This window comes from Jeotgalicoccus marinus DSM 19772 (assembly GCF_000425825.1).
Lineage (GTDB): Bacteria > Bacillota > Bacilli > Staphylococcales > Salinicoccaceae > Jeotgalicoccus > Jeotgalicoccus marinus.
The window spans coordinates 87,215-113,371 of record NZ_AUEE01000006.1 but is presented as its reverse complement, the minus strand read 5'-3'; the positions used below and the strand labels follow the sequence as shown (position 1 = coordinate 113,371).

Genomic DNA, 26,157 nt, shown 5'->3' with positions numbered 1-26,157 from the left:
TTTGTCTACATGATGAATGGTTTTTTTATTTTAAAGAGGAGGTAGATCATGAGCATAAAATTGGAGAGCGTTTCAAAAACCTATCAATTAAAAGGTCGTAAGGTTGAAGCATTAAAAGAAACATCATTAGAAATTAAATCAGGTGAGATTTTTGGTTTAATCGGATATTCAGGTGCAGGTAAATCTACTCTTGTTAGACTAATCAACTTATTAGAACAACCAACAACGGGTTCTGTAACAGTTGCTGGTGAAGATTTAACAAAGCTCACTAAGCATGAACTCAGACAGAAACGACAGAAAATTGGCATGATATTTCAGCAGTTTAACCTCATTGAATCTAAGACCGTTTATGAAAATATTGAGTTTGTCTTAAAAGCTTCAAAATTTGATAAAAAGAACAGAACAGCCCGTATCAAAGAACTATTGGAACTGGTTGGTCTTGGAGACAAGGCTGAAATTAAATCATCAAATTTAAGTGGAGGGCAAAAGCAAAGAGTCGGTATTGCTCGTGCACTTGCAAATGATCCTGACATTTTGCTTTGTGATGAAGCAACAAGTGCCTTAGATCCAGACACGACTAAGAGTATTCTTAAATTATTGAATCGAATCAATAAGGATTTAGGTATTACGATTATCGTTATTACTCATGAAATGGAAGTCATCAAAGAGATTGCAGACCGGGTCGGTGTAATGTCTAAAGGCGAAATTTTAGAAATGGGTCATACTTACGATGTCTTTAGTCATCCTAAGCATGAAATTACTAAAGACTTTGTTCAAGAAATTTATAATTTTGAAGTCCCTAATCAGTTTAAGGCAACGCGTGAGAATCAAGTGATTACAATACAGTTTCTCAGTGAAAATGCAGAGGAAAATTATCTCAACAAACTCTACCGTAATTTTGATTTAAACATAAGCATCTTAAATGGACGTATTGAATACATTAAGGATCAACCACTTGGTTTTTTAATGTTCCAAGTGACTGGTAAAGAAGAAGAAATTAATAGACTGAAAAGTCATATTGACCAGACGAACGGCATAGAAAGGGTGGGTTACATTGGATAGTTTCAGTCAGTTATGGCCAATTTTATATAAAGCATTACTTGAGACCGTACAAATGGTTTCTATTTCAATATTTTTTGCAGTGTTATTAGGCTTACCACTTGGTATCCTTTTATATATTACACAGCATCCACTCCTTTTTAGAATTAAATCTTTAAACAGTGTTCTTGGATGGGTGATGAATATTATACGGTCATTCCCTTTCATTATCTTAATCGTTGCGATAATGCCTTTTGCAACTTGGTTAGTCAATGATTCACATGGGCCAGTATTTGCAAGTGTGGCCTTATCAATAGCTGCAGTACCACTATTTGCCCGACTCGTTGAATCTAGTTTCAACGGTGTTAAGGACGGAGTGATTGAAGCGTGTATTGCTGGTGGCGCTTCAATTTTCTTAATCGTTACGGATGTTTTGTTACCAGAAGCGAAAAAGAGTATTACCCAAGCGATTACGCTAACAATTATTTCAATTATTGCTTTCTCAGCGACTGCAGGCGTTGTCGGTGGTGGTGGTGTTGGTGACCTAGCCATACGCTATGGTTATTACCGTTATGACACCTTAACGATGATTGTGACAGTGGTTGTCTTAATCATTATCGTACAAATTGTTCAGTGGGTCGGCGACCGACTCGCAAACAGAGCGGAGGATAAGTAATGAGAGGTATTATAACATTTTTACTTGGTACACTTTTAGTCATCGTTCTAACAACAGTTTTACTCCATGAAGATGAAGGTGAAGTAATAACTATTGGTGCATCTAGCGGACCATTTGCAGATATGGCAACCTATGCTTTAAAACCAGTACTGGAAGATTCAGGTTATTCAGTTGAAGTCATTGAGTACAGTGACTATATTCAACCCAATAATGCTCTAGCCAATGGTGATATTGACGCGAACCTCTTCCAAAATGTTCTCTTTATGGATAGTTATAATGAAGAAAATAATACTGAATTAAAGAATATCATTCAAGTACCAACGGCGCCCATGGGGCTATACAGTGGAACATTCGACAGTATAGAAAGTATTACTTCGGGAAGTGAAGTGGCTCTGCCTTTAGACCCTGTTAATGCTTCACGAGGTTTCTTAACTTTACAAGATGCTGGCCTCATAACTATTAGTGAAGATGCTGATATGTTTGCCATTGAAGAAGCAGACATTATTGATAACAAGAAAAACTTAGAATTTATCTTCCAAGATGCTGGTCAACTTCCTAGAAGTGTCGATCAGATTGGTCTGTCTCTAGTGCCTGGGAACTTTGCACTTGCGAGTGATATGAAGCTAGAAGATGCTTTGTCATTAGAGAATATGAACGAATATTTTAGAAATCAAATAGTGATTAATGGTGAAGACGCTGGTAGCAAAATGGAGGAAGACCTTATCAATGCTGTAGAATCAGACGAATTTAATGAAGTCATTGATGCGGATTTCCAAGGTTTCGATAAACCAAAGGAGGATGAATAATGGCGAGTGATTTATTGGATAGTTTAAGTCCGAGCTACTTTTCTAGCATGATGAACAAAAAATTAGAAACAGGGGAAAAACCACTCTTAAATCTAGCAGTGGGTATCCCTGATGGTCTAACACCAAAAGTTATTACTGATGCTGTTAAGGTTGCGATTGATAAGGAAGAAAACCAAAAATATGGTGCTTTTCGTGGTAAAGAAGAATTGAAAACCAGTATTAAAAACTTTTACAAGAGAACTTATGATGTCGATTTAAATGATGAGAATATCGCAATTTTATTTGGTACAAAAAACGGCTTGGTTAATTTCCCACTTGCACATTTAAATCCTGGCTCTGGAATTATGTTGCCAAACCCAGGATATGCCGATTACATTACAGCTGTTGAATTAGCGGGGGCAAAGGCCATCGATATGCCTTTACTTGAAGAAAATAATTATTTACCAGATTTCGATGCCCTTGAAAGAGAACTTAAAGAGACGGATTTAATTTATTTAAACTATCCTTCTAATCCAGTCGGTGCAGTTGCAACAAAAGAATTTTTCGACGAAACAATTGAACGCTTTAAAGGTACGAATACACAAATCCTTCATGATTTCGCCTATGCAGCATTTGGTTTTAACGAACAACATCCGAGCATATTAACGAGTGATAAAAATCTTGAACAATCCATTGAAGTCTACTCACTGTCAAAAGGATTTAATATGTCAGGTTATCGTATAGGATTTGCTGTCGGCAATAAGGACATGATTGAAAGCATTAATAGATTCCAAGATCATACAAATGCTGGTGTCTTTGGTGTCACTCAGGATGCAGCAGTGGCAGCCTTAGATCATGCAGATGAACTGATACCAAAACAAAATGAAATCTTTAACAAGAGAAAGACATATATTAATGAAGCTTTAAGGTCATTAAATATTCCAATTCAACATATCGACGGGGGTATCTTTGGTTGGATTAAAGTACCGGACGGATTTACAGGTGAAACATTCGTTGAGTATTTATTAAAGGAACAGTCGATTTTGACTACGCCGGGTATTCCATTCGGTAGCCGAGGGACGAATTATATTAGAATATCTTTAGCCGTAGAGAATTCGATATTACAAACTTTTGTCGACAGGCTAAAAGAGATTAAAAATCTCTGGTAAGTTTAGTGCTAGTCCCTTATTAAATGTGTTATTATTTATTTCAGATATATTTTATTGGGGGCGGACGGAGAGTGACTAAGTTTTTTAATAGAAACCGCTTGCTCATCGTACTATTTGGGATCATTGTTTTGATTGCCTTAATAGGGTTTTCATTAACAGACCGTAGTACGACGACAAAAGCTGAACAATTTACTGGCGATGCGGTCGCAACTACACAAGAAACCGTTAATGCACCATTTGGTTTTATCGGCAATATATTTTCAAATTTTTTTAATATGTTTGGTGCAGTTGAAGAGAATGAAGAATTAAAAAAACAACTAGATATGTTACCGCAACTACAGGCGGATAATGAGCGGTTAACTGAAGAGAACCAAAAGCTTCAAGAAGCCCTAGACGTTAGTTCTAATATGGATTATGAAACAATTAATGCAAATGTCATTTCAAGATCTCCTGACCAGTGGTTAAACTCTTTTACTATCGATAAGGGTGAGAAGGATGGTCTAAAAGAAGGTATGGCTGTATCAACTTCTAAGGGATTGATTGGTATTGTTAATAGGGTGAACGGTGGTTCAGCCTTTGTAGAGATTATTTCATCCAATGCGTCTCAAAATAACCTATCTGTAGAGGTCAAACATGGTGACGAGACAGTTTATGGTAACATTAGAAATTTTAATACAGACAAAAATGTTTTAGTTATCGAAAACATTAAAAATCAGGTAACGATAGAACAAGGTGATGAGGTCTATACTTCTGGATTAACAGGTTCTTTACCTGAAGGGATTGTGATCGGTAAGGTAGTAGAAGTAGAAAATGATGAGTATGGTCTGAGTCAAAATGCTTATGTCCAAATGAACAGCGACTTAAATGACGTGGATACGGTGTTTGTTTTAAAACGAGATCCTGAATCATTGGAGGACTAAATCATGCAGATGATTGTCATCTTCATCTTGGGAATTATACTCATGTACATCGATATGACATTTACAGCTTTTAGTCCCATGATGTTGTTTGGTGTTGAGGTATACTTTGTACCTAAGTTCTTATTTATGTATATTTTACTTCTCACTATTTATGCGGGACCAAAAGTAAGCATGTTTTTCGCGCTACTGTTCGGCGTCATGCTCGATGTCTATATCGGTTCGATTTATGGGATCTATAGTTTTGGGTTTATTGCTTTTGTTATATTCATGCAAACAGCATTTCGCGTATTTTACCGTGACTTTGTAGCTATGGCTTTTGTTGTATTGCTGAATTCGTTTTTCTTTGATTTATATCAGTATCTTATCTATCGTATTTTAGAATTTATTTCTATGCCATTCTTTGATTATATTGCCTTAAGAGCAATACCGAGTGTATTGGTTAATGCGATTATGTTTACAATTATATATGTCTTAGCCATACAAACAGCAAAAGTGAGAAAAGAATTACGTAGTAACAATTGACATGGTGGTACAAAATTTGTATAATACAGTAGTTGATGAAAAGTGAACATCAACCGCTCATATATAGGTCTAAGCGGGAAACCCACCTATAATGGCGTGTCTTAAAAAATAGGAGGTGTAAGTATGTTTGCAATCATCGAAACAGGTGGAAAACAAGTAAAAGTTGAAGAAGGACAATCAATCTTCGTTGAAAAAATCAACGCTGAAGAAGGTGCTTCATTCACATTTGACAAAGTACTTTTTGTTGGTGGAGACAGTGTTAAAGTTGGTGCCCCAACAGTTGAAGGTGCTACTGTTGAAGCAACGGTTGAAAAACACGGTCGCGGCAAGAAAATCAACATTATCAAGTTCAAACGTAGAAAGAACTATAGCCGTAAGCAAGGTCACCGTCAGCCGTACACGAAATTAACAATCGGCAAAATCAACGCATAATGATTAAAGTAATCATCGCACGTAACAGTGAGTCACAAATTACCGAATTTACTATGACAGGTCACGCGGACTATGATGTCCACGGTAAGGATCTAGTTTGTGCAGGTGCTTCGGCAGTTGTTTTCGGTTGTGTCAATGCACTATTTGCACTCACTGCAAGTGAACCTGACGTCGACATGGCGGATGATGGCGGATACTTAAGTATGAAACTTGAAAATCCGGATGACGACAAAGTTCAATTGATTTTGGAAACTATGATTGTTTCATTGAAGACTATTGAATCAGAATATACGGAATTTATAAAACTTGAATACAAGTGAGGTGTATTTACATGCTAAAATTAGACTTACAGTTCTTCGCATCGAAAAAAGGTGTAGGTTCGACTAGAAACGGTCGTGACTCAGAATCAAAACGCCTTGGTGTCAAAAGACAAGACGGTCAATTCGTAACTGGAGGATCTATTATCTTCCGTCAACGCGGAACTAAAATTCACCCAGGTGAAAACGTAGGACGCGGGGGAGACGACACACTATTCGCTAAAATCGATGGTGTTGTTAAATTCGAACGTGTTGGACGCGACAAAAAACGTGTTTCTGTATACCAGGAGGCGAAATAAGACTATTGTGGCATCAGCTTCTGCTGATGCCTTTTTTTATGAGTGCTATAATATAAATTAGAGAAAAATACATGGAGGTGAATCTATGTTTATAGATTACGTATCCGTCTTTTTAAAGGCTGGTAATGGTGGTAATGGCTTAGTTGCTTACCGCCGAGAAAAGTATATACCGCTGGGTGGACCAGCAGGTGGCGATGGTGGTAATGGTGCTGACATTATCATGGAAGTTGACGAAGGTCTTAGAACTTTGATGGACTTTAGATTCCAGCGTCATTTTAAAGCAACTCACGGTGAAAATGGTATGAATTCTAATATGCATGGAAAAAATAGTGCGCCGTTAGTATTAAAAGTACCACCAGGTACAATTATTAAAAATAAAGAAACTGGTGAGACACTTGCTGACTTAGTTGAACATGGTCAACAAGCAGTCATCGCTAAAGGTGGACGCGGCGGCCGTGGAAATTCAAGATTTGCGACCAGTCGTAATCCAGCACCTGATTTTGCCGAGAACGGTGAACCAGGAGAAGAATTAGAAGTTACTATGGAACTTAAAATGATGGCAGATGTGGGTATAGTCGGTTTTCCAAGTGTAGGTAAATCAACATTGCTTGGAACTGTATCACAAGCTAAACCCAAAACAGGCGACTATCATTTCACAACCTTACAACCCAACTTAGGTGTAGTGTCTACACAGGATGGACGTACATTTGTCATGGCAGATATGCCGGGATTAATTGAGGGTGCATCAGATGGTACTGGTCTTGGTCATCAGTTCCTGAGACACATTGAGCGTACAAAAGTGCTTGTTCATGTTATTGATATTGCTGAGGTAGATGGTCGGGATGCGATTAGTGACTATAAGACGATTCGCCAAGAGATGGAACTGTTTAATGCAGAACTTCTAAATCTTCCTGAAGTTATTGCATTAAATAAAGTTGAATTAATCGATCACGATAATGAAATTATCAATCATTTTAAGGCTGGCATTGACTCAGATAGTGATATTGTGGAAATATCAGCAGCAACAGGTGAAAACCTAGATGAATTACTTTATAAAGTTGCAGGCTTACTTGAGAGTCAACCTGTAGTGAAAGAAGAAATCGAAACGGAAAGCCGTGTAATTTACCGACACGAAAAAGATCCTGATCGCTTTGAAATTACTAGAGATGACGACGGTGCTTATGTCGTATCTGGACACTCGATTGAACGTCTCTTCATGATGACTGACTTTAACCGAGAAGCAGCGGTACGTCGTTTTGCAAGACAGATGCGTACAATGGGAATTGATGATGCCCTTCGTGAACGTGGCATTAAAGCAGGAGATATCGTTCGTATATTAGGCGGAGAGTTTGAATTTGTAGAATAGGTGAATATAATGTACCAATATATAAAAGGACAACTCACAGAAGTAAAACCGACAGGTGTCACTGTCGAAAACAGTGGTATTGGCTATCATTTATTAGTCGCGAATCCATTTCGTTTAGAGCAGTATATTAATACGGAAGTTAAAATTTACACTGAGTTTATAGTGCGTGAGGATGCACAGCTACTATACGGTTTTATGGCTGAGGATGAAAAGGACTTGTTTAATTCACTCTTGAAGGTAACTGGAATTGGGCCAAAGAGTGCCCTTGCAATACTTGCTTCGGCTTCGCCGAGTGATATCATTCGTGCCATAGAGAACGAAGATAGTGCCTTTATGCAGAAGTTTCCTGGTATCGGTAAAAAGACTGCGAGTCAAATTATCTTAGACTTAAAAGGCAAACTGCAAATTACTGACAATGTTGAAGAGACTAATAAGTCTGTGACTACGAATGATTATCTAAGTGAAGCACTCTTAGCACTAGAGGCTTTAGGGTACTCAAAGAGAGAACTTACAAAAGTTGAAAAGAAACTTGCTGATGAAACATTGGAATCAGTTGATGCTAACGTAAAACGAGGCTTAAACTTATTATTAAACTAATGGTAGGAGTGACATTATGGATGAACGTATTCTCGATGAACATGAACACGGTGATGAAGCGTCCTTAGAACTCTCGCTACGGCCGGTTAAATTATCACAATATATCGGACAGCATGCCATTAAAGAAAATTTAAATGTCTTCATAAAAGCAGCAAAGATGCGTGAAGAAGCACTTGACCACGTTATCTTACATGGCCCACCAGGTTTAGGTAAAACGACATTGGCAAACATCATTGCTGCTGAGATGGATGTAAACATCAAGACCACCTCAGGACCAGCAATTGAACGGGCAGGCGATCTTGCTGCGATCTTATCTAGTCTAGAACCTGGCGATGTGCTCTTTATAGATGAGATTCATAGAATTCCGAGAGTCGTTGAAGAGGTCTTATATTCAGCTATGGAAGACTTTTTCATCGATATCGTCATCGGTAGTGGTGATGAAGTGAGAAGTATAAGAATTGACTTGCCACCCTTTACGCTTGTTGGTGCCACAACGCGCTTCGGTTCTTTATCTGCACCGCTAAGAGACCGCTTTGGAGTGCAACTTAGGTTAGAATATTACGATCTTGAAAGTCTTAAACATATCATCGAACGTACTGCAGATATATTTGAAGTCACATTGCCGACAGATAGTATGAATGAACTTGCGAGACGCTCTCGTGGTACGCCTAGAATTGCCAACCGTCTACTCAGACGTGTGAGGGATTTTTCTATGGTAAAAGAAGAGGATGAAATTACTTTAGAGACTACGAACCATGCTTTAAAAGTCTTAGAAGTTGATCCAGAAGGCTTAGAACCTGTGGATCACAAAATAATGCGGACGATTATTGACACATACGGTGGCGGTCCAGTTGGACTAGAAACAGTTGCAGTCTCGATTGGTGAGGAAGTTGTAACATTAAATGATGTGTACGAGCCTTATTTAATTCAACGCGGATTTTTAGAACGTACACCGAGAGGACGTAAAGCGACTGCTAAATCCTTCGAATATTTTAAAGACAACAAAACGAACTAAGTTAAAGTGGAGGATACACATGAAGTTAGACGAATTTGATTTCGACTTACCTGAAAATTTAATTGCGCAGACACCTTTAAAAGAGCGTACACATTCTCGTTTACTCGCAGTCAATAAATCGACCGGTGAACTTTCAGACAAACATTTTTATAATGTGACGGATTATTTTAAGCGCGGCGACGTGCTCGTGTTAAATGACACAAAAGTCTTACCGGCACGTCTATTTGGTGTTAAAGAAGATACTCACGCCAAAGTAGAGATGCTACTTTTAAAACCGATAGAAGTCGGTTATGAGGTGCTTCTAAAACCCTCTAAAAAGGTTAAAGTGGGAACGAAAGTGATCTTTGGTGAAGGGCGTTTAATTGCGGAGTGTGTCGAGAAATTTGATGAAGGTATTCATCATATGAAGTTGAGTTATGATGGCATCTTGGAAAATGTCTTAGATGAACTCGGTGAGATGCCTCTACCACCTTATATTAAAGAAAAGTTAGAAGATAAGGACCGCTACCAAACAGTCTTTGCACGGGAGTCAGGTTCTGCTGCTGCACCAACTGCTGGCTTACATTTTACTAAAGACTTACTTAGTGAAATCGAAGAATTAGGCATAAAAATTGTCTACATTACCTTACATGTTGGTCTCGGTACCTTTAGACCTGTTTCAGTAGACACGGTTGAAGATCACGTTATGCATAGTGAGTTTTACACCATGACTGACAATGTGGCAAAAACTTTAAATGAAGCAAAACAAGCTGGAAATAACATAATCAGTGTGGGTACGACGAGTACAAGAACACTTGAGACTATTATGCATGATCACGGGGAATTTAAGGCAGCATCAGGATTCACAGATATTTTTATTTATCCTGGGTTTGAATATAAAGCTGTCGATGTATTGATTACTAACTTCCATTTACCTAAGTCATCGTTAGTTATGTTAGTGTCCGCATTTGCGACAAAAAATAATATTTTAAATGCTTACCACCATGCAGTAAATGAAGAATATCGTTTCTTTAGTTTTGGTGATGCAATGATTTTATATTAAAGAGGTGACAAAATGGCTATACGTTATGAACATATAAAAACTTGTAAACAAACTGGTGCACGTCTAGGAAAGCTTCATACACCGCATGGTGTTATCGACACGCCAATTTTTATGCCAGTTGGCACACTCGCAACAGTTAAGACGATGACACCGGAAGAACTCGCTGATATCGGCTCACAGATTATTTTATCAAACACTTATCACCTCTGGCTACGTCCGGGTAATGAAATTGTTAAAGAAGCGGGTGGCCTTCATAAATTTATGAACTGGGATAAGCCAATCCTTACTGATTCTGGTGGTTTCCAGGTCTTTAGTTTGAGTCATAGAAGACAAATTACTGAAGATGGTGTGCACTTTAAAAGTCATTTAGACGGTAGAAACTTATTCCTAGGACCTGAAGGTGCTATGGATATCCAACATGACCTCGGTTCAGATATCATGATGAGTTTTGATGAGTGTGCTGAGATTCCATCAACACATGATTACGTCAAACAGTCTGTAGAAAGAACATCTCGATGGGCTGAAAGAGGCTTGAATCACCACATTAAAAAAGGACACGATAAACACCAGGCACTCTTTGGTATCGTCCAAGGTGGAGAATATAAAGACCTCCGTGAACAAAGTGCCAAAGATTTAGTGTCTATGGACTTTCCAGGCTATTCAATTGGAGGCTTATCCGTTGGAGAACCCAAACCAACGATGTATAGAGTCCTTGAAGAAACCGTACCCTTATTACCTGAAAATAAGCCAAGATATTTGATGGGTATCGGATCTCCAGACGCTTTAATCGAAGGTGTCATTCGTGGTGTGGATATGTTTGACTGTGTCTTACCGACACGCATCGCTAGAAATGGTACTACAATGACATCACAAGGACGAGTCGTAGTTAAGAACAAAGTCTATGAGCGAGATTTTACACCGCTAGACCCGAACTGTGATTGCTACACTTGTAAGAATTATACGAGAGCATACATACGTCACCTGTTCAAGGCGGATGAAATTCTCGGTTTACGACTTACTACTTATCATAACTTGTATTTTCTGTTAAACTTGATGAAAGATGTTCGAACTGCAATTTTAAATGATAACTTACTAGATTTTAAAGAAGCATTTTTCGAATCTTACGGATTGAATAAAGAAAATCCGAAAAATTTCTAAGCAGGAGGAAGCAGCTAGATGGAATTATTAGTTACATTAGCGCCGATAATCGTCTTAGTACTTGTTATGTACTTCTTGATGATTCGCCCGGCACAGAAGAGACAAAAAGAAGTTCAAAACATGCAAGCTAATCTTCAAAAAGGCGATGACATCATTACAATTGGTGGAATGCACGGTACAATTGAATCATTCGACCAAAAACATATGTACGTGCGTACAGATGAATCAGTTGTCATTAAATTTGACCGAATTGCCTTAAAAGAAGTAGTTAAATAATTAAAATAAAGTCGACTGTAGTCGGCTTTTTTTATATTTATCTTTCTTTTCATTAGCGTTATAATGAACTCACTGTTGAAACTAGAGGTGTAGTAGTGAAAAAGAAAATTAATAAAATAATAATTGCATTGATGATTGTTGTCGTGTCATTTACGACAATTGGTTTAACGTTAAAAGATGTCTTAAAAGACGTCAATTTAGGTTTGGATTTACAGGGTGGTTTCGAGGTACTTTATCAAGTTGATCCTTTAGAAGAGGGGGATACGATTGACGATAGTGCTGTTGAATCGACCGCATCAACGTTAGATTCACGTGTTAACGTGCTCGGTGTATCACAACCAAGTATTCAAATCGAGGATAATAATAGAATTAGAATACAGCTAGCAGGTGTAGAAGATCAGCAAGAAGCACGTGAATTATTAAGTACACAGGCAGAACTGACCATCCGTGATGTTGATGATAATGTTTTACTTTCTGGTAAAGACTTAGTTCAGGGCGGCGCATCTCAGGGCTATGATGAACTGAATAATGCAATGGTGTCACTTGAACTACGTGATAGTAATAAATTTAAGGAAGTCACTGAGGAAATTTCTTCTAAACCACAAGGTGAAAACCTGATGGTGATTTGGATGGACTTTGTAGAAGGTGAAGATTCATTCGCCGAAGAAGTTCAAAAGGAAGACCCTAAATTTATCTCTGCACCGACTGTTTCACAACCGATTAATTCTTCAGATGTCATGATTTCTGGCGGATTTGACGGTCAAGAAGGTGTAGAACGTGCACAAAATATTGCAGCACTATTAAACTCTGGTTCATTACCTGTTAAATTAACTGAGATTTATTCGACTTCAGTTGGTGCACAGTTTGGTGAACAAGCTCTAGATGAAACGGTCACTGCTGGATTGATTGGTGTTGCTTTAGTATTTATATTTATGATTTTCTTCTATAGAGTACCTGGCATCATTGCGGCGATTACTCTAACAATCTATATCTATCTTACATTAGTTGGCTTTAATGCAATCAGTGGTACATTGACCCTCCCAGGTATTGCGGCAATCATACTCGGTGTTGGTATGGCTGTGGACGCGAACATTATATTATACGAGCGATTAAAAGACGAGATTAGGATTGGCCGAAGCTTAAAACAAGCGTATAAAAAAGCAGCATCTTCATCCCTATGGACGATTGTAGATGCGAACTTAACAACATTAATCGCTGCTATTGTGCTCTTTATATTTGGTACTAGTAGTGTTAAAGGGTTCGCAACAATGCTACTCTTATCAATTCTAATGAGTTTTATTACAGCAGTAGTCTTAACGAGAGTGCTAATGAATTTAATCGTTAATTCAAATTACTTTAATAAAAAAATAACCTGGTTTGGTGTAGCTAAAAAGAACATTCATAATATTACTGAAGGTAAAGACATTCAAGATCTTTCATCAATTTGGGATCGTTTTGACTTTGTCAAACATGCCAATAAGTTCTTTGCCCTTAGCGGTTTAATGATTGTAGCGGGTATTGTGATTCTCTTTATTTTTAAACTAAATTTAGGTATCGATTTTACAAGCGGGACACGTGCTGATATTTCGACAAATGGTAATGTGACTGAAAGTGAAGTCACAGAAGAGCTCAGTGACCTAGGGGTTCCAGCAGAGTCAATTACAATGTCAGGTGAGGATACATTTGTAGCACGCTATGCGACTGATTTGAATCAAGAGGAAGTCACTGACTTACAAAATCACTTTAATGAACTTTATGGTTCAGAACCAATGATTAGTACGGTGAGTCCTGTGATTGGTCAGGAGCTTGTACAAAATGCAATAGTAGCCTTAATTATTGCTTCGATTGGTATTATCATTTATACGTCGATTCGTTTTGAATGGCGAATGGCGCTTCCAGCAGTACTTGCGCTCTTACATGACGTCTTTATAATTATTGCAGTTTTCTCTATCTTAAGGCTTGAGGTTGATATAACTATCATTGCAGCAGTATTGACCGTCGTTGGTTATAGTATCAATGATACAATTGTTACTTTAGATAGGATTAGGGAAAATAATAGAAAAGTTAAAGTATACCGAAGTGAAGCTGAAATTAATGAAGTCATCAATCGTTCCTTAAGACAGACAGCGACAAGATCAATTAATACAGTATTGACAGTTATTATAGTTGTCGTCCTCTTGGTACTATTTGGAGCGACTTCAATCTTTAACTTCTCACTAGCTTTACTCATTGGTTTAATCAGTGGTGTATATTCTTCATTCTTCATTGCTATTCAACTATGGGGAGTGCTTAAACGTAGACAGCTTAGAAAAGCAGGTGGAGAATTAGTTGTCTATACTGATAAACCAAAAAATGATGATAAAGTGGTAGTATAATATTAGTACATTCAAACGTCCGGTTACGCCGGGCGTTTTTTAAGAGGTGATTGAGTGTTTACGTCAAAATTTACATGGCAAGTAAGAGAACGAACGAGCCAAATTGAAGATCAGCTAATTAAAGAATATAAATTAAACCATTTAGAGCAGACATTACTAGAAAATCGTGGCTATACATCAAGCGTTGAAGTGGAGACAATTCTAAATCCACAAACTTATAATTGGCAATATATCCCGAACATCCAGCATGCTATCAATATAATTAACACCCATCTTGAAAATAATAGTCGCATCTTAATTTATGGAGATTACGATGCTGATGGTATTACATCTACTGCTATGCTGTATGACGCTTTAAGAGGTAAAAGTGACAATGTATCTTATTTTATTCCAAACCGTATAGAACATGGTTATGGGCCGAACTATGATTTTTTTGAATTTGAAGTTGTGGGCAACGTCGATTTAGTTATTACTGTAGATAATGGTGTGGCACACAGTGAAGAGATCGGTTTATTAAGAGATAATGACATTGAAGTTGTCGTTATTGATCACCATAGTTTTTCAGAAGAAATTCCAAATGCAACCATTGTTCACACTGACTATAAAGAGAGTGCCTATCCCTTTAAGGAACTCGCAGCAGCAGGTGTGACATACAAGGTGATTGAAGGTTTAGACTTAATGAAAGACCAATATCTCGGTTTACTTGCTATTGGTACTGTGGCAGATATTGTCTCAATGACAGATGAAAACAAAATGTTAGTAAAAGCAGGCTTAAAAGTGCTGAACGAACAACTTCCACTTGGATTAAAATCATTACTTAAAACGAGTAATCACAGTGGATTGATTGATGAAGAGACGATAGGTTTTACAATCGCACCTAGACTGAATGCAACAGGTAGAATCGATGAGGCTTCTATTGGTGTAGAACTCCTACTCACCGAGGATGAAAACCAGGCTTATGAACTGTCAAGTGTGGTTGATGGTTTAAATACGGAGCGTAAGGCACTTGTAGAAACTATATACAATGAAGCGGTACAACAGATAGATGAGAGTAATGAAATTAATATTGTTATTGGAGAGACCTGGCATCATGGTGTATTAGGTATAGTCGCTTCTAGACTCACCGATGCTTTTGGAAAACCAGCTATCGTCTTAAGCCGAGACTTTGAGCTTTTTAAAGGCTCTGCACGGTCTATAGACGGTGTAAACTTACTTGAAGCGTTGAGGAAGTACCCTGAGTATTTCGAATCCCTGGGTGGACACTCTCAGGCACTCGGTCTAGCGATTTACGAGAGTGGAGCAGAAGAATTTAAAACGACCGTTACTGACCACTTCAACAATTTGAACTTGAAGTTAAAACCAGTTAAATTTATAGATTATAAAATTACTAAAGATAATTTGACCATGAAAGATTTTGAACGACTGTCTAGACTCAAACCGTTTGGTAAAGACTTTAACGTACCCACATTCATGATTACTAATCAAACAATCAAGAGCATTCGCCAAGTTGGTAAAGATAAGACACATATTAAAATTAATTTAGATGATACGGATATTGATATCATAGGTTTTAAATTTGGTAACTTATATAATGAAGTACAAGTAGGAGACCGGATTTCTCTTATCGGCACTTTAGATATCAATGAATTCAATCATAAGAGAAGTCTTCAGATGATTCTTTCAGATGCAAGAGTGGATGACCTACAGATATTAGATATGAGGGCGAAAAATGACCAAGACTTCTCACTAGTATCTAAAGAAGATACCTTTCTAACGTCTGATGTAAATGAGACGGAAAAAGGAAACTATTTTGTTTACGGTGAGGAATTACCTTTAGCAATGGACACACTTGTACTTAGAGATATTCCTTACTCCCTTTCGGCACTAAAAGAAAGTTTATCCGGTATTCAAGCCTCTAAAATCATCGTTATTTTTAACGATAAAAATGAGCTCTTCTTTGAAGGTTTACCTAGTAAACAAATTATTGAAAAGACAGATGCAGTCATTAAAAAAGCCGAGAATGGGTCAATCGACCTTACAATTCATGCACCGTACCTAGCTAGTAAACTTGATATATCTATGAAGAACTTGAAAAATATTATAGATATTTTAGTGGATTTAAGCCGTATTACGTTAGAACATGGTATAGTATATAAGGATAAAATCAAAGATGATATTGATATTGAACAGAGCGTGCATTTAAGACGCTTGACTGATAAAATTGAAGCGGAAGCAAAATTAAAAATGTCATCTGGGATTAAAATGAAAGATTATTTACGGACATTAATTACGACGTAAATGTGGAGGAAATTATGGATTTAAAACAGTATGTATCAGAAGTAGAAGACTGGCCGAAAAAAGGTGTCAGTTTTAAAGACATTACAACAATAATGGATAATGGTCCAGCATATAAGTATGCCACTGATCAGATTGTTCTTTATGCGAAAGAAAAAGATATCGATGTTGTAGTTGGACCAGAAGCACGTGGCTTTATTATCGGATGTCCAGTCGCTTACAGCATGGAAATTGGCTTTGCACCGGTACGTAAAAAAGGTAAGTTACCAAGAGAAGTGTTAGAATATGAATATGAACTTGAATACGGTACAAACGTACTAACGATGCATAAGGATGCAATCAAACCTGGCCAACGCGTCTTAATTACTGATGACTTACTTGCTACAGGTGGGACGATTTTAGCGACAATCAAACTTGTGGAGGCACTTGGCGGTATTGTTGCAGGAATTGCATTTTTAATTGAACTAAAATACTTAAATGGTATGGAACTACTAGAAGGTTATGATACCATTTCCTTAATAACTTACGAAGATTAACTTAAAGCCTGTTTATACAGGCTTTTTTATATAGCAAATGTTTTATTCAACGTTTATTTGTAGTATTATTGTTCTATATCTAATTTAAGAAGGGCGGTCTGATCATGGATAAGGAATACCCATATAGTGCGAAAGACGTATTCAACATGTGCAGTGAATACATAGATGACAGCGATGTCCGTCTTATAAAAAAAGCATATGGTCTTGCAAAAGAAGCTCATGAGGGACAATTCCGTAAAAATTGTCTGCCGTACATTGCACATCCTGTCCAAGTAGCAGGCATTTTAACAGAATTAAAACTAGATGCACCAACCATTATCGCAGGCTTTCTTCACGATGTCGTAGAAGATACGCCGTATACATTTGATGATCTTGTAGAGATGTTTAATGAAGAAGTTGCAGTTATTGTAGACGGTGTAACAAAATTAGAAAAAGTAAAATACCGTTCTCATCAAGAGCAACAAGCAGAAAATCACCGTAAGCTCTTCATTGCTATCGCTAAAGACATAAGAGTTATTTTAGTTAAGCTTGCAGACCGCCTACACAATATGAGAACGTTAAAGGCAATGCCTGAGGAGAAGCAGGTAAGAATTTCTAAGGAGACCTTAGAAATCTATGCGCCACTTGCACACCGACTTGGTATTTCCAGTATTAAATGGGAACTAGAGGATACTTCATTAAGATACATTGAACCTGGTCAGTATTTCCGTATAGTAAGTCTGATGAAGAAAAAGCGTAGTGAGAGAGAAAATGTCATTAATGAAGCAATTGAAAAAATTGACTATGAGCTCACAGACAGTCAAGTCAATCATAATCTGTCTGGACGACCTAAACACATCTATAGTATCTATAAAAAGATGCAAAAGCAGGCAAAGAATTTTGAGCAAATCTTTGATTTACTTGCAATTCGTGTCTTAGTGGACGATGTGAAGGATTGTTATGCAGCGCTTGGTATTATTCATACCATATGGCGACCGATGCCAGGACGATTTAAAGACTATATTGCTATGCCGAAACCGAATATGTATCAATCGCTACATACGACGGTCGTTGGGCCGAATGGAGATCCATTGGAAATACAAATTAGGACCCATGAAATGCATGAAATTGCTGAGCACGGGGTCGCTGCGCATTGGGCGTACAAAGAAGGCGTTGATGCATCGAAAGTATCACTTGATTCTAGGCTAAACTGGTTTAAAGAAATTGTAGGGAATGTTTCTGACAATCCAGATGCCGAAGAATTTATGGCAGCCTTAAAAACTGACTTATTGAGTGATAAAGTATATGTCTTTACACCAGATGGTGATGTCATTGAATTACCTAAAGGTGCCATTCCGATTGACTTTGCCTATCAGGTTCACTCAGAAGTAGGTAATAAGATGGTCGGAGCTAAGGTAAATGGTAAAATTGTTCCGATTGATCACGAGTTAGAAACTGGAGACATCTTAGAAATCAGAACAAGTAAACAATCATATGGACCAAGCATTGATTGGCTAAAAATGGTAAAGACGTCTTCTGCTCGTAATAAGATACGTTCATTCTTTAAGAAACAAGATAAGGCAGTAAATATAGAAAAAGGGCGAACTGCTGTAGAGGCAGAGATTAAAGAACGTGGTTATATTCCTGATGAAATATGGAAAGAAAATTATATTGATGCAGTTTTAGATCGCTATAATTTACGTGAGGCTGATGATCTCTTTGCCATGATAGGATTTGGTGGTGTAACCGTTAATCAAGTAACGAATCGTTTGTTAGAGAAGGTTAAGGCAAAAGAAGCAGAAATTCAATCCAACCATGTTGAAGAGATTGACAGAACTAAGGAATATAAAGATATTGCAACCGAATCCGGTGTCTATGTTGAAGGCATGGATAATATGTTGATCAACTTATCTAAATGTTGTAATCCAATTCCTGGTGATGACATTATCGGCTACATTACTAAGGGACATGGTGTGAAAGTACACGTCAGTACATGTCCAAACATCATCAATGAAACTGAGCGTTTAATTGATGTGGAATGGGTTGGAAACAAAGAAGAAAACAAGCGATATCAAGTTGATTTAGAAATTACTGGTTATGACCGAAATGGCCTGGTCAATGAAATATTAAATTTAATTTCAAGCTTAAAAGTTCCAATTACGAGAGTGAATGGCTTAGCTGATGAAACAAAACAAGCACGGGTAAGTTTATCGATTATGGTACCGAATAAACATGACTTACACCGTGTTGTAGATAGAATTAGACAATTACAAGATATATACAGCGTTGAACGCGTATTTAAGTGAGGGATGACGATGAAGATTGTATTACAAAAAGTATCACATGCACTAGTTAGCAATAACGAAATGTATAATGAAATCAATGATGGCTATTGCTTATTAGTGGGTGTGAGTCAATCATCTACTGTAGCTGATGCCAAAGTACTCGCTAAAAAAATTGCCAGTGCCCGTGTGTTTGAAGATGCAGAAGGAAAAATCAATCGTTCGATTCAAGAAGTAGGCGGTCAAATCTTAAGTATCTCTCAATTTACCTTATATGCTTCACTGAAAAAAGGGAATCGACCGAGCTTTACCGATGCCGCATCTGGTGACGTGGCAAAAGATCTGTACCAAGTATTCAATGAAGGTCTAAGAGATGAAGGACTCATTGTTAAAGAAGGTTTCTTTGGTGAACATATGGACGTTAGAATTGTAAATGACGGTCCGATTACACTCATCTATGAAGCTGTGGATGGAAAAATAGTCTGATGAATACGATCAAAGCATTTTTTAAAAAAGTAGTTTCGAATATTTTATATTTCTTAAAATATAAAAAACATTTATATGTAAAGCCTTTATTTATTTTAATTATTGCAGTTGGAATTTTATATTTAGCTGTTTATATATATAGAACAGTGATTCATGAACCTGAACAAAAAATTACTATGGATTTTTCAAATGAAACAGAAGCACCAACCTATGATTTGAGTGGAATCACTGTGGCGCTTGATCCTGGCCATGGCGGTGAAGATCCGGGTGCACCAAGTAAATACGGAGAAAATGAAGATAATGTCGTCTACTCGATTGCTTCTAAATTACAAACTACTTTAGAGGATTCAGGTGCAGAAGTCATTATGACTCGCAGTGAAGAAGAAACGAAGAGTTTAGATGATAGGAAGGTTGAAGCAGATTTATTTATAAGCTTACATAGTGATGCTTTTGATGATCCTGCTATATCTGGTTTTACTACTTTTTATACTTATCCAGAACAAGAGGCCTTTGGTCAACATTTAAACGAAGCCTTAGATCGACATTCATTCCTTTATAATCGTGGAAATCAAACGATGAACTATCAGGTCACTTGGCAGTTAGATTATCCTGGGGTTTTAGTTGAACTTGGTTATCTTTCAAATGAGTTTGATGATTATATTTTAAATGAACCGGAATATCAAGATAAGATGGTGACAGCCTTAATAGAAGGCATAAATTCTTATGTTCATAGATAACTTGACATTAACAATAATTCTGACTATTATTAAGAGACTAATTATAAATATTTCATTTGCAAAGAGAGTATCTATATAAAAGCAAAAGAGAAATTCACCTAGGCTGGAAGTGAATGCTTAAAAAGATATTGGCCGACACTTTGCTCATACATCTGAAAATCAGCGGCAACAACCGTTATCTGTCTTGAGAGTACGATACTCGTACTGAACATAGGGTGGCACCACGACCATTTCGTCCCTTATACCATTTTTGGTATAAGGTTTTTTTATATTTAAATAATTTATTTAGGAGAGATATTATGATTCAAGTACCAAGAGGTACCCAAGATATTTTACCGTCGGAATCTTATAAGTGGCAGTTTATAGAAAAAAAACTAGCTGAAGTTGCTAAAAGTTACAACTATAAAGAAATTCGCACGCCTGTCTTCGAATCAACTGAACTTTTTGTCAGAGGTGTCGGTGGATCAACTGATATTGTCAATAAGGAAATGTATACCTTCCAAGATAAGGGTGATCGTAGTCTAACATTACGCCCTGAAGGTACTGCTCCCGTGGTGAGAAGTTATATAGAGAATAAGATGCAACATGATGTTGAACAACCCACAAAACTTTATTATTTAGCACCGATGTTTCGTTATGAAAGAAAGCAAAAAGGTAGATATCGTCAATTCGTTCAATTTGGTATAGAAGCAATTGGTGTAGAGGATCCATTAATCGATGTTGAAGTCATCAGTATGTTGATGAATATTTACCAATCATTTGGATTGAAAAAGCTTAAGCTTAAGATAAATTCAATTGGTGATATCGATTCAAGAAATGAATATAATAAAGCCTTGGTTGAACACTTTTCTCCAAGGATTGGTGAGTTTTGTAGTGATTGTCAAAGCAGAATTAACACCAATCCGATGCGCATTCTAGACTGTAAGAAGGATAAGGACCATGAACTTGTTCAAACTGCTCCGAGAATGTACGATTATCTAAATAACGAATCAAAAGCATACTTTGAGGCAGTAAAAAACAAACTAGATGATTTAGATATCGAGTACGAAGTAGATTATAATCTCGTTCGTGGTTTAGATTACTACACGCACACTGCCTTTGAGTTAATGAGTGATTCTGAAGGATTCGGAGCCATAACAACTTTATGTGGTGGCGGTCGCTATAATGGTCTCTTAGAGCTGTTAGATGGTCCACAAAAAACGGGTATTGGCTTTGCCTTAAGTATTGAACGTCTACTCCTAGCCTTAGAAGCTGAAGGTATCACAATTCCAGATGAAAGTGGCATTGAACTATATATTTGTACAATGACTGATGAAGCGCGAGATGTTGCAAGTACTTTACTTCACAAGCTTAGAAAAAACAATATTAGTGCAGAGATGGATTATGAAAATCGTAAACTGAAGGCACAGATGAAAGATGCAGACCGAAAAAATGCACGCTATACCATCGTCTTAGGTGATGATGAGTTAAGTAGTGAAGCGGTTGATATCAAAGAAATGGCTACTGGCGATAGTAAAAATGTGAAATTCGACGAATTAATACAATTTTTGGAGGACCAATAAATGACAAGAATATTTTCAAATGAAGTGACCTTAGACAAGGTTGGTGAGCAGGTTCATATACAAGGATGGGTACAAAAGCGTCGTGATTTAGGTGGATTAATTTTTATTGATATGCGTGACTTAAAAGGACAAGTGCAGGTCGTCTTCAACCCAGATGTATCTCTTGAAGCGCTTAAGATTGCAGATACAATCCGTACAGAATATGTTGTAAGTATTCATGGTGAAGTAATCAAACGACATGAATCTCAAGTGAATAAAAATATTCCATCTGGTGACATTGAAATTTTAGCGAGTGACATTGAAATCTTAGCAAAAGCTAAGACGCCACCGTTCCAAGTGAGCGAAGACAAGGTAAATGAAGATACACGCTTAAAATATCGTTATATTGACCTTCGTCGTCAGAAACTACAAAATATTTTACGCACGAGATATAAAATAAATAAAGCTGTCAGAGATTTCTTAGATAAAGAAGATTTCATGGATATTGAAACACCTGTTTTATCGAAATCATCACCTGAGGGTGCGAGAGACTATCTTGTACCTTCTAGAGTACATCCAGGAGAATTTTATGCACTACCACAATCTCCACAAATCTATAAGCAACTATTAATGTTGTCGGGTCTAGAAAGATATTACCAGATTGTTAAATGTTTTAGAGATGAAGATCTACGTGCAGACCGTCAGCCAGAATTTACACAGATAGACATTGAAAAATCATTTACTAACATTGAAGATATGATTGAGATGAATGAACGGTTAATTCAGTTTGTTATGAAAAAGGTTAAGAATATTGATGTGCCTGCACCATTTAGCCGAATCACTTATGATGAAGCAATGGCGAGATACGGTGTAGATAAACCCGATACACGTTTTGCTTTAGAACTACAAGATATTAGTGATTTTGCTAAGACATCAGACTTTAAAGTATTCTCTTCTGCAGTGGAAAGCGGGGGTATAGTGAATGCTTTAGTACTCGAAGGCCAAGCTAAAAACTATTCACGTAAGGATATTGATAAGCTTGAAGCTTTCGTTAAAAATTACGGTGCTAAGGGTCTCGCTTGGTTGAAGGTCAGTGAAGAAGGACTACAAGGTCCAATTGCAAAATTCTTTGATGATGAAAGTCAAGCGGAATTATTTAAAAAACTTGACCTTAAAACTGATGACCTTGTTCTATTCGTTGCAGATAAAACATCTGTTGTACATGCAAGCCTAGGAAACTTAAGAAATAAATTAGGTAAGGATTTAGGATTGATCGATCCAGAACAATTTAATTTCATTTGGGTAACCGACTGGCCATTACTAGAATACGACGAAGAACTTGAGCGTTATTTTGCTGCCCACCATCCATTTACTTCACCTAGAGAAGAAGATATTGACAAACTAGAAACAGCACCTGAAGAAGTAAAAGCAAACGCCTACGACATCGTTTTAAACGGTTATGAGCTCGGTGGTGGTTCGATTCGTATTTCCGACTCAAGTCTTCAAGAAAAAATGTTTAAAGCACTTGGATTTACTGATGAGGAAAGAGACCGTCAGTTTGGATTCTTAATTGAAGCCTTCCAATATGGTGCACCACCACATGGTGGTATTGCCTATGGACTAGACCGTTTTGTCATGCTATTAACAGGATCTGATAACATCAGAGATGTTATTGCCTTTCCTAAGACGCAAAATGCGAGCGACTTAATGATGCAAGCACCTTCTGAGGTTTCTAAAGCACAATTAAAAGAGTTAAATATTGATTTAGACGTTGGCAAATAAGACGAAAATTGTTTACACTTAGACTGAGATGAATTCATCTCAGTCTATTTTTAAAATTATGGAGGCGGGGAATGCAAACATTTGTTGATCCAAATGCAGCGACAATTGAACTCGGCAGTTTAGAGCACATCATTTATTTGATTGGATTTGCTTTAGTTATTGCATTTTTAATCAAGAACAGATGGCGGGTAAAAAAAGAACCTAAAAAGGCAATGGTGATCATACTTTCATTTGCCGTTTTACAGCGCGTTCTGAGTGTCATTTACTTTGTCGGATTCACTGATTATTCATTAACTGAGTCCTTACCATTGCACATTTGCCGTTTAGTTTGCTATCTGATTATCATTCAGTTCTTTGTAAACAAAGCTTGGTTGGATCAAATTATTTTTTATTGGGGAATTTTTGCTTACGCATCATTCATCTATCCTGTAGGCATCTCATCACCATTCCACATGCTTGGTGTAACATTCTTTATCCTGCATAGTTTAATTATCGTATATCCATATATCAGACATGCCATTAATGGCTTTGTACCTAATATCAAAGGTTCAATAATTTCTGCATTAGGTTTTATGGTATATATGACAGTTGCACACTTATTAAATAAATCAATAGGTAGTAATTACTTCTACACTATTGACCGGCCATTCTGGCAAGACTTAGGAGAGTTCGAATATTATATTATTACACTTTCTGGTGTGATGTTTGGTTTTGTTATTGTCGGCATACTGATACAATCAGTTATACCAATGTTCCGTTATATTACAAAGAGTCGATTAAAAGAAAATTAAACTTTATTTATGAAAAACAAGCAGGCAATATAAAAAATGGTATGAACATCCATTGTTTAAGATGTTCACACCATTTTTATTTTGCTACCATAACTTAAAGCCTTTAGCACCTGGAATGTTCTCTGTAAACATTTGTGTGATTGGTACCGTGTAGGCAATTAGTACTAAAAAGGCTGTAATTATAAAGAGCAGCCTCCAATTATCGACCCATCTGACTGGCGGATCATTCTGATCAAGGAATTCTGCGACAGGAAATTCTTCAATTTCATCTGTTTTTGGTCCAGTAATCAATTTCAGGAACATTAGTATTGCGATAATAATTGCAATGAATAAGAAAGAACCCCCGACGGCTTGCATGACCTGATAAGTAATCCATTCTTCTGCGACTGGCGCACCGCCGTATTCAGAGAAGGTTGAACGACGTGGAGCGCCTCTTAATCCTGCAAAGTGCATAGCTGCAGACATAATACCCATACCCAGTGCCCATGTGTAAGCGAGCATCAGTCCCAATCTGTTCGCAATGCGGTCGATTTTATGTCCTGTAATATGTGGAAGTAAAAATAACATTGCTGCGAAGTAGGTAAGTACGACAGGTGCACCTACTGTGATGTGGAAGTGACCCACAATCCAAATCGTATTGTGTACCAATTGGTTCATTTGACCGGATGCATTAATAATACCTCCAAGTCCACCTGGAACGAAGAAGAGCATACCTATAAATACCAGCACAAATCGTGCATCAGACCATGGTAATTTTTTAAACCAATCTAATAAACCAGTGGCGCCTTTGTTACGTCCATAAGTTTCAAATACAGCAAACATACTAAAGGCAGTCATTAAGGATGGAATAATAACCATGAAAGTTAGAACAACTTGTAGTCCTTTCCAAAATGCATCAATACCAGGATCAACGAGTTGGTGGTGAATACCAACTGGGATACTGAAGAATAAGAATAATACAAAAGCAAGACGCGCTAGTTTATCTGAGAATCCTTTTGTACCTAATATTTTTGGCATCACTGCGTACCATACCATGTAAGCAGGTAAGAGCCAGAAGTAAACCAAGGCATGACCAAAATACCAGAATAAGGTACGACTTAGTGTAATATTTATTGTCTCAACCCAACCAACGGACCAAGGAATAAATTGGAATAGTACTGTTGTTGCAACACCTATTGTACAGACATACCACATAAGGTTATTTACAGCTGTCATATAGCTCAGTAAAGGTGTCTTTTGTCCTTTATTCTCTTTGCGCCAACGGAAGTAACGCATCATTTGGCCTAAAGCAGACAACCATGTACCAACGATGACTAGCGTTAATCCAATATAGAAAATAACATGTGCTTGAAGCGGTGCATAAAAAGTATATAAAACTGAAGCTTCATTAGTCGCAATCATCACCGCGGCCATAAGCGTACCGACAGTCATTACCCAAAAGCCAATCCAACCGAGTCGACGTTCTTTGTTGTTTAACGGACCTGCAGTTCTTGAAAGCGCAGCAATTTGAAAGCCCATTATAAAGAAGAATGTCATGACTAAGGCAAGTATAACACCGTGTAATGTTAAAAGTTGATAATAACCGATACCAAAAGGTAATTCGAATTGACCTGAACGTACTAAGGTCTGCAGGAGACCAGCAGATCCACCGATAAGTAAGGCGAATGCAACCCAAAACATGTTTGCTAAAACAAGTTTACTATCTTTAGAATCGACCTTAGTGTGTGGTGCAAACATTTGA

General features: G+C 37.3%; 25 protein-coding genes and 1 other annotated feature. Of the genes, 24 read left to right on the top strand and 1 reads right to left on the bottom strand.

What is annotated here, in order from left to right; translation table 11 throughout:
* Window positions 1-48: 48 nt before the first annotated feature.
* From H624_RS0104240 to H624_RS0104125, 24 genes are all read left to right on the top strand, one after another.
* Window positions 49-1,062 carry a methionine ABC transporter ATP-binding protein gene (locus H624_RS0104240; RefSeq protein WP_026866502.1) on the top strand — a complete coding sequence of 338 codons (1,014 nt, stop codon included), beginning with the start codon at window positions 49-51 and terminating at the stop codon, window positions 1,060-1,062.
* A gap of 52 nt (window positions 1,063-1,114) precedes the next feature.
* Window positions 1,115-1,714: a methionine ABC transporter permease gene (locus tag H624_RS0104235; RefSeq protein ID WP_084145725.1), complete on the top strand. Its 600-nt coding sequence runs from the start codon at window positions 1,115-1,117 to the stop codon at window positions 1,712-1,714.
* A complete protein-coding gene (locus H624_RS0104230) occupies window positions 1,714-2,520 on the top strand; it encodes a MetQ/NlpA family ABC transporter substrate-binding protein (RefSeq protein WP_026866500.1) in 807 nt (268 codons plus the stop codon). Before H624_RS0104235 ends, H624_RS0104230 begins: the two co-directional genes overlap by 1 nt.
* Complete coding sequence (locus tag H624_RS0104225; protein ID WP_035856033.1) at window positions 2,520-3,668, top strand: aminotransferase class I/II-fold pyridoxal phosphate-dependent enzyme; 1,149 nt, start codon at window positions 2,520-2,522, stop codon at window positions 3,666-3,668. The genes H624_RS0104230 and H624_RS0104225 overlap by 1 nt, the downstream gene beginning before the upstream one ends.
* 71 nt (window positions 3,669-3,739) lie before the next feature.
* Window positions 3,740-4,588, top strand: a complete 849-nt coding sequence (mreC, locus tag H624_RS0104220; protein WP_026866498.1) for a rod shape-determining protein MreC — start codon at window positions 3,740-3,742, stop codon at window positions 4,586-4,588.
* Window positions 4,589-4,591: 3 nt separating this feature from the next.
* Window positions 4,592-5,110 carry a rod shape-determining protein MreD gene (mreD, locus tag H624_RS0104215; RefSeq protein WP_026866497.1) on the top strand — a complete coding sequence of 173 codons (519 nt, stop codon included), beginning with the start codon at window positions 4,592-4,594 and terminating at the stop codon, window positions 5,108-5,110.
* Between the two features lie 41 nt (window positions 5,111-5,151).
* Window positions 5,152-5,222, top strand: a sequence feature (ribosomal protein L21 leader region).
* An 11-nt stretch (window positions 5,223-5,233) separates the two neighbouring features.
* Entirely contained in the window at window positions 5,234-5,542 is a 309-nt protein-coding gene (gene rplU / locus H624_RS0104210; RefSeq protein WP_026866496.1) for a 50S ribosomal protein L21, read from the top strand.
* Complete coding sequence (locus H624_RS0104205) at window positions 5,542-5,862, top strand: ribosomal-processing cysteine protease Prp (protein WP_026866495.1); 321 nt, start codon at window positions 5,542-5,544, stop codon at window positions 5,860-5,862. Before rplU ends, H624_RS0104205 begins: the two co-directional genes overlap by 1 nt.
* 11 nt (window positions 5,863-5,873) lie before the next feature.
* Window positions 5,874-6,158 (top strand): 50S ribosomal protein L27, encoded by a 285-nt coding sequence (gene rpmA, locus H624_RS0104200; RefSeq protein WP_026866494.1) that lies wholly within the window; start codon window positions 5,874-5,876, stop codon window positions 6,156-6,158.
* Between the two features lie 85 nt (window positions 6,159-6,243).
* Window positions 6,244-7,524: a GTPase ObgE gene (gene obgE, locus H624_RS0104195; RefSeq protein WP_026866493.1), complete on the top strand. Its 1,281-nt coding sequence runs from the start codon at window positions 6,244-6,246 to the stop codon at window positions 7,522-7,524.
* Between the two features lie 9 nt (window positions 7,525-7,533).
* The gene (ruvA, locus tag H624_RS0104190) at window positions 7,534-8,121 is read left to right on the top strand and encodes a Holliday junction branch migration protein RuvA (protein ID WP_026866492.1); all 588 of its coding nucleotides are present in this window, start codon (window positions 7,534-7,536) and stop codon (window positions 8,119-8,121) included.
* Window positions 8,122-8,137: 16 nt separating this feature from the next.
* Window positions 8,138-9,136: a Holliday junction branch migration DNA helicase RuvB gene (ruvB, locus tag H624_RS0104185; protein WP_026866491.1), complete on the top strand. Its 999-nt coding sequence runs from the start codon at window positions 8,138-8,140 to the stop codon at window positions 9,134-9,136.
* A 19-nt stretch (window positions 9,137-9,155) separates the two neighbouring features.
* Window positions 9,156-10,178, top strand: coding sequence for a tRNA preQ1(34) S-adenosylmethionine ribosyltransferase-isomerase QueA (queA, locus tag H624_RS0104180; RefSeq protein ID WP_026866490.1), 1,023 nt, complete (start codon window positions 9,156-9,158; stop codon window positions 10,176-10,178).
* Between the two features lie 12 nt (window positions 10,179-10,190).
* Window positions 10,191-11,336, top strand: coding sequence for a tRNA guanosine(34) transglycosylase Tgt (gene tgt, locus H624_RS0104175; RefSeq protein WP_026866489.1), 1,146 nt, complete (start codon window positions 10,191-10,193; stop codon window positions 11,334-11,336).
* An 18-nt stretch (window positions 11,337-11,354) separates the two neighbouring features.
* The gene (gene yajC / locus H624_RS0104170) at window positions 11,355-11,612 is read left to right on the top strand and encodes a preprotein translocase subunit YajC (protein WP_026866488.1); all 258 of its coding nucleotides are present in this window, start codon (window positions 11,355-11,357) and stop codon (window positions 11,610-11,612) included.
* A gap of 95 nt (window positions 11,613-11,707) precedes the next feature.
* Complete coding sequence (gene secDF / locus H624_RS0104165; protein ID WP_026866487.1) at window positions 11,708-13,987, top strand: protein translocase subunit SecDF; 2,280 nt, start codon at window positions 11,708-11,710, stop codon at window positions 13,985-13,987.
* 54 nt (window positions 13,988-14,041) lie between these two features.
* Entirely contained in the window at window positions 14,042-16,285 is a 2,244-nt protein-coding gene (recJ, locus tag H624_RS0104160) for a single-stranded-DNA-specific exonuclease RecJ (protein ID WP_026866486.1), read from the top strand.
* A gap of 14 nt (window positions 16,286-16,299) precedes the next feature.
* Complete coding sequence (locus H624_RS0104155; RefSeq protein WP_026866485.1) at window positions 16,300-16,818, top strand: adenine phosphoribosyltransferase; 519 nt, start codon at window positions 16,300-16,302, stop codon at window positions 16,816-16,818.
* A gap of 104 nt (window positions 16,819-16,922) precedes the next feature.
* Window positions 16,923-19,103 carry a RelA/SpoT family protein gene (locus H624_RS0104150; RefSeq protein ID WP_026866484.1) on the top strand — a complete coding sequence of 727 codons (2,181 nt, stop codon included), beginning with the start codon at window positions 16,923-16,925 and terminating at the stop codon, window positions 19,101-19,103.
* A gap of 9 nt (window positions 19,104-19,112) precedes the next feature.
* Window positions 19,113-19,565 (top strand): D-aminoacyl-tRNA deacylase, encoded by a 453-nt coding sequence (dtd, locus tag H624_RS0104145; protein ID WP_026866483.1) that lies wholly within the window; start codon window positions 19,113-19,115, stop codon window positions 19,563-19,565.
* Complete coding sequence (locus tag H624_RS0104140) at window positions 19,565-20,302, top strand: N-acetylmuramoyl-L-alanine amidase family protein (protein ID WP_026866482.1); 738 nt, start codon at window positions 19,565-19,567, stop codon at window positions 20,300-20,302. The genes dtd and H624_RS0104140 overlap by 1 nt, the downstream gene beginning before the upstream one ends.
* Before the next feature lie 299 nt (window positions 20,303-20,601).
* Window positions 20,602-21,864 (top strand): histidine--tRNA ligase, encoded by a 1,263-nt coding sequence (hisS, locus tag H624_RS0104135; protein WP_026866481.1) that lies wholly within the window; start codon window positions 20,602-20,604, stop codon window positions 21,862-21,864.
* On the top strand, window positions 21,865-23,625 hold the full coding sequence (gene aspS, locus H624_RS0104130) for an aspartate--tRNA ligase (RefSeq protein ID WP_026866480.1): 1,761 nt from the start codon (window positions 21,865-21,867) through the stop codon (window positions 23,623-23,625).
* 71 nt (window positions 23,626-23,696) lie between these two features.
* Complete coding sequence (locus tag H624_RS0104125) at window positions 23,697-24,416, top strand: YwaF family protein (protein WP_026866479.1); 720 nt, start codon at window positions 23,697-23,699, stop codon at window positions 24,414-24,416.
* An 84-nt stretch (window positions 24,417-24,500) separates the two neighbouring features.
* Here the strand turns inward: H624_RS0104125 and H624_RS0104120 are convergent, their stop codons facing one another.
* Window positions 24,501-26,153: a b(o/a)3-type cytochrome-c oxidase subunit 1 gene (locus tag H624_RS0104120; protein WP_026866478.1), complete on the bottom strand. Its 1,653-nt coding sequence runs from the start codon at window positions 26,151-26,153 to the stop codon at window positions 24,501-24,503.
* Between the last annotated feature and the right edge of the window lie 4 nt (window positions 26,154-26,157).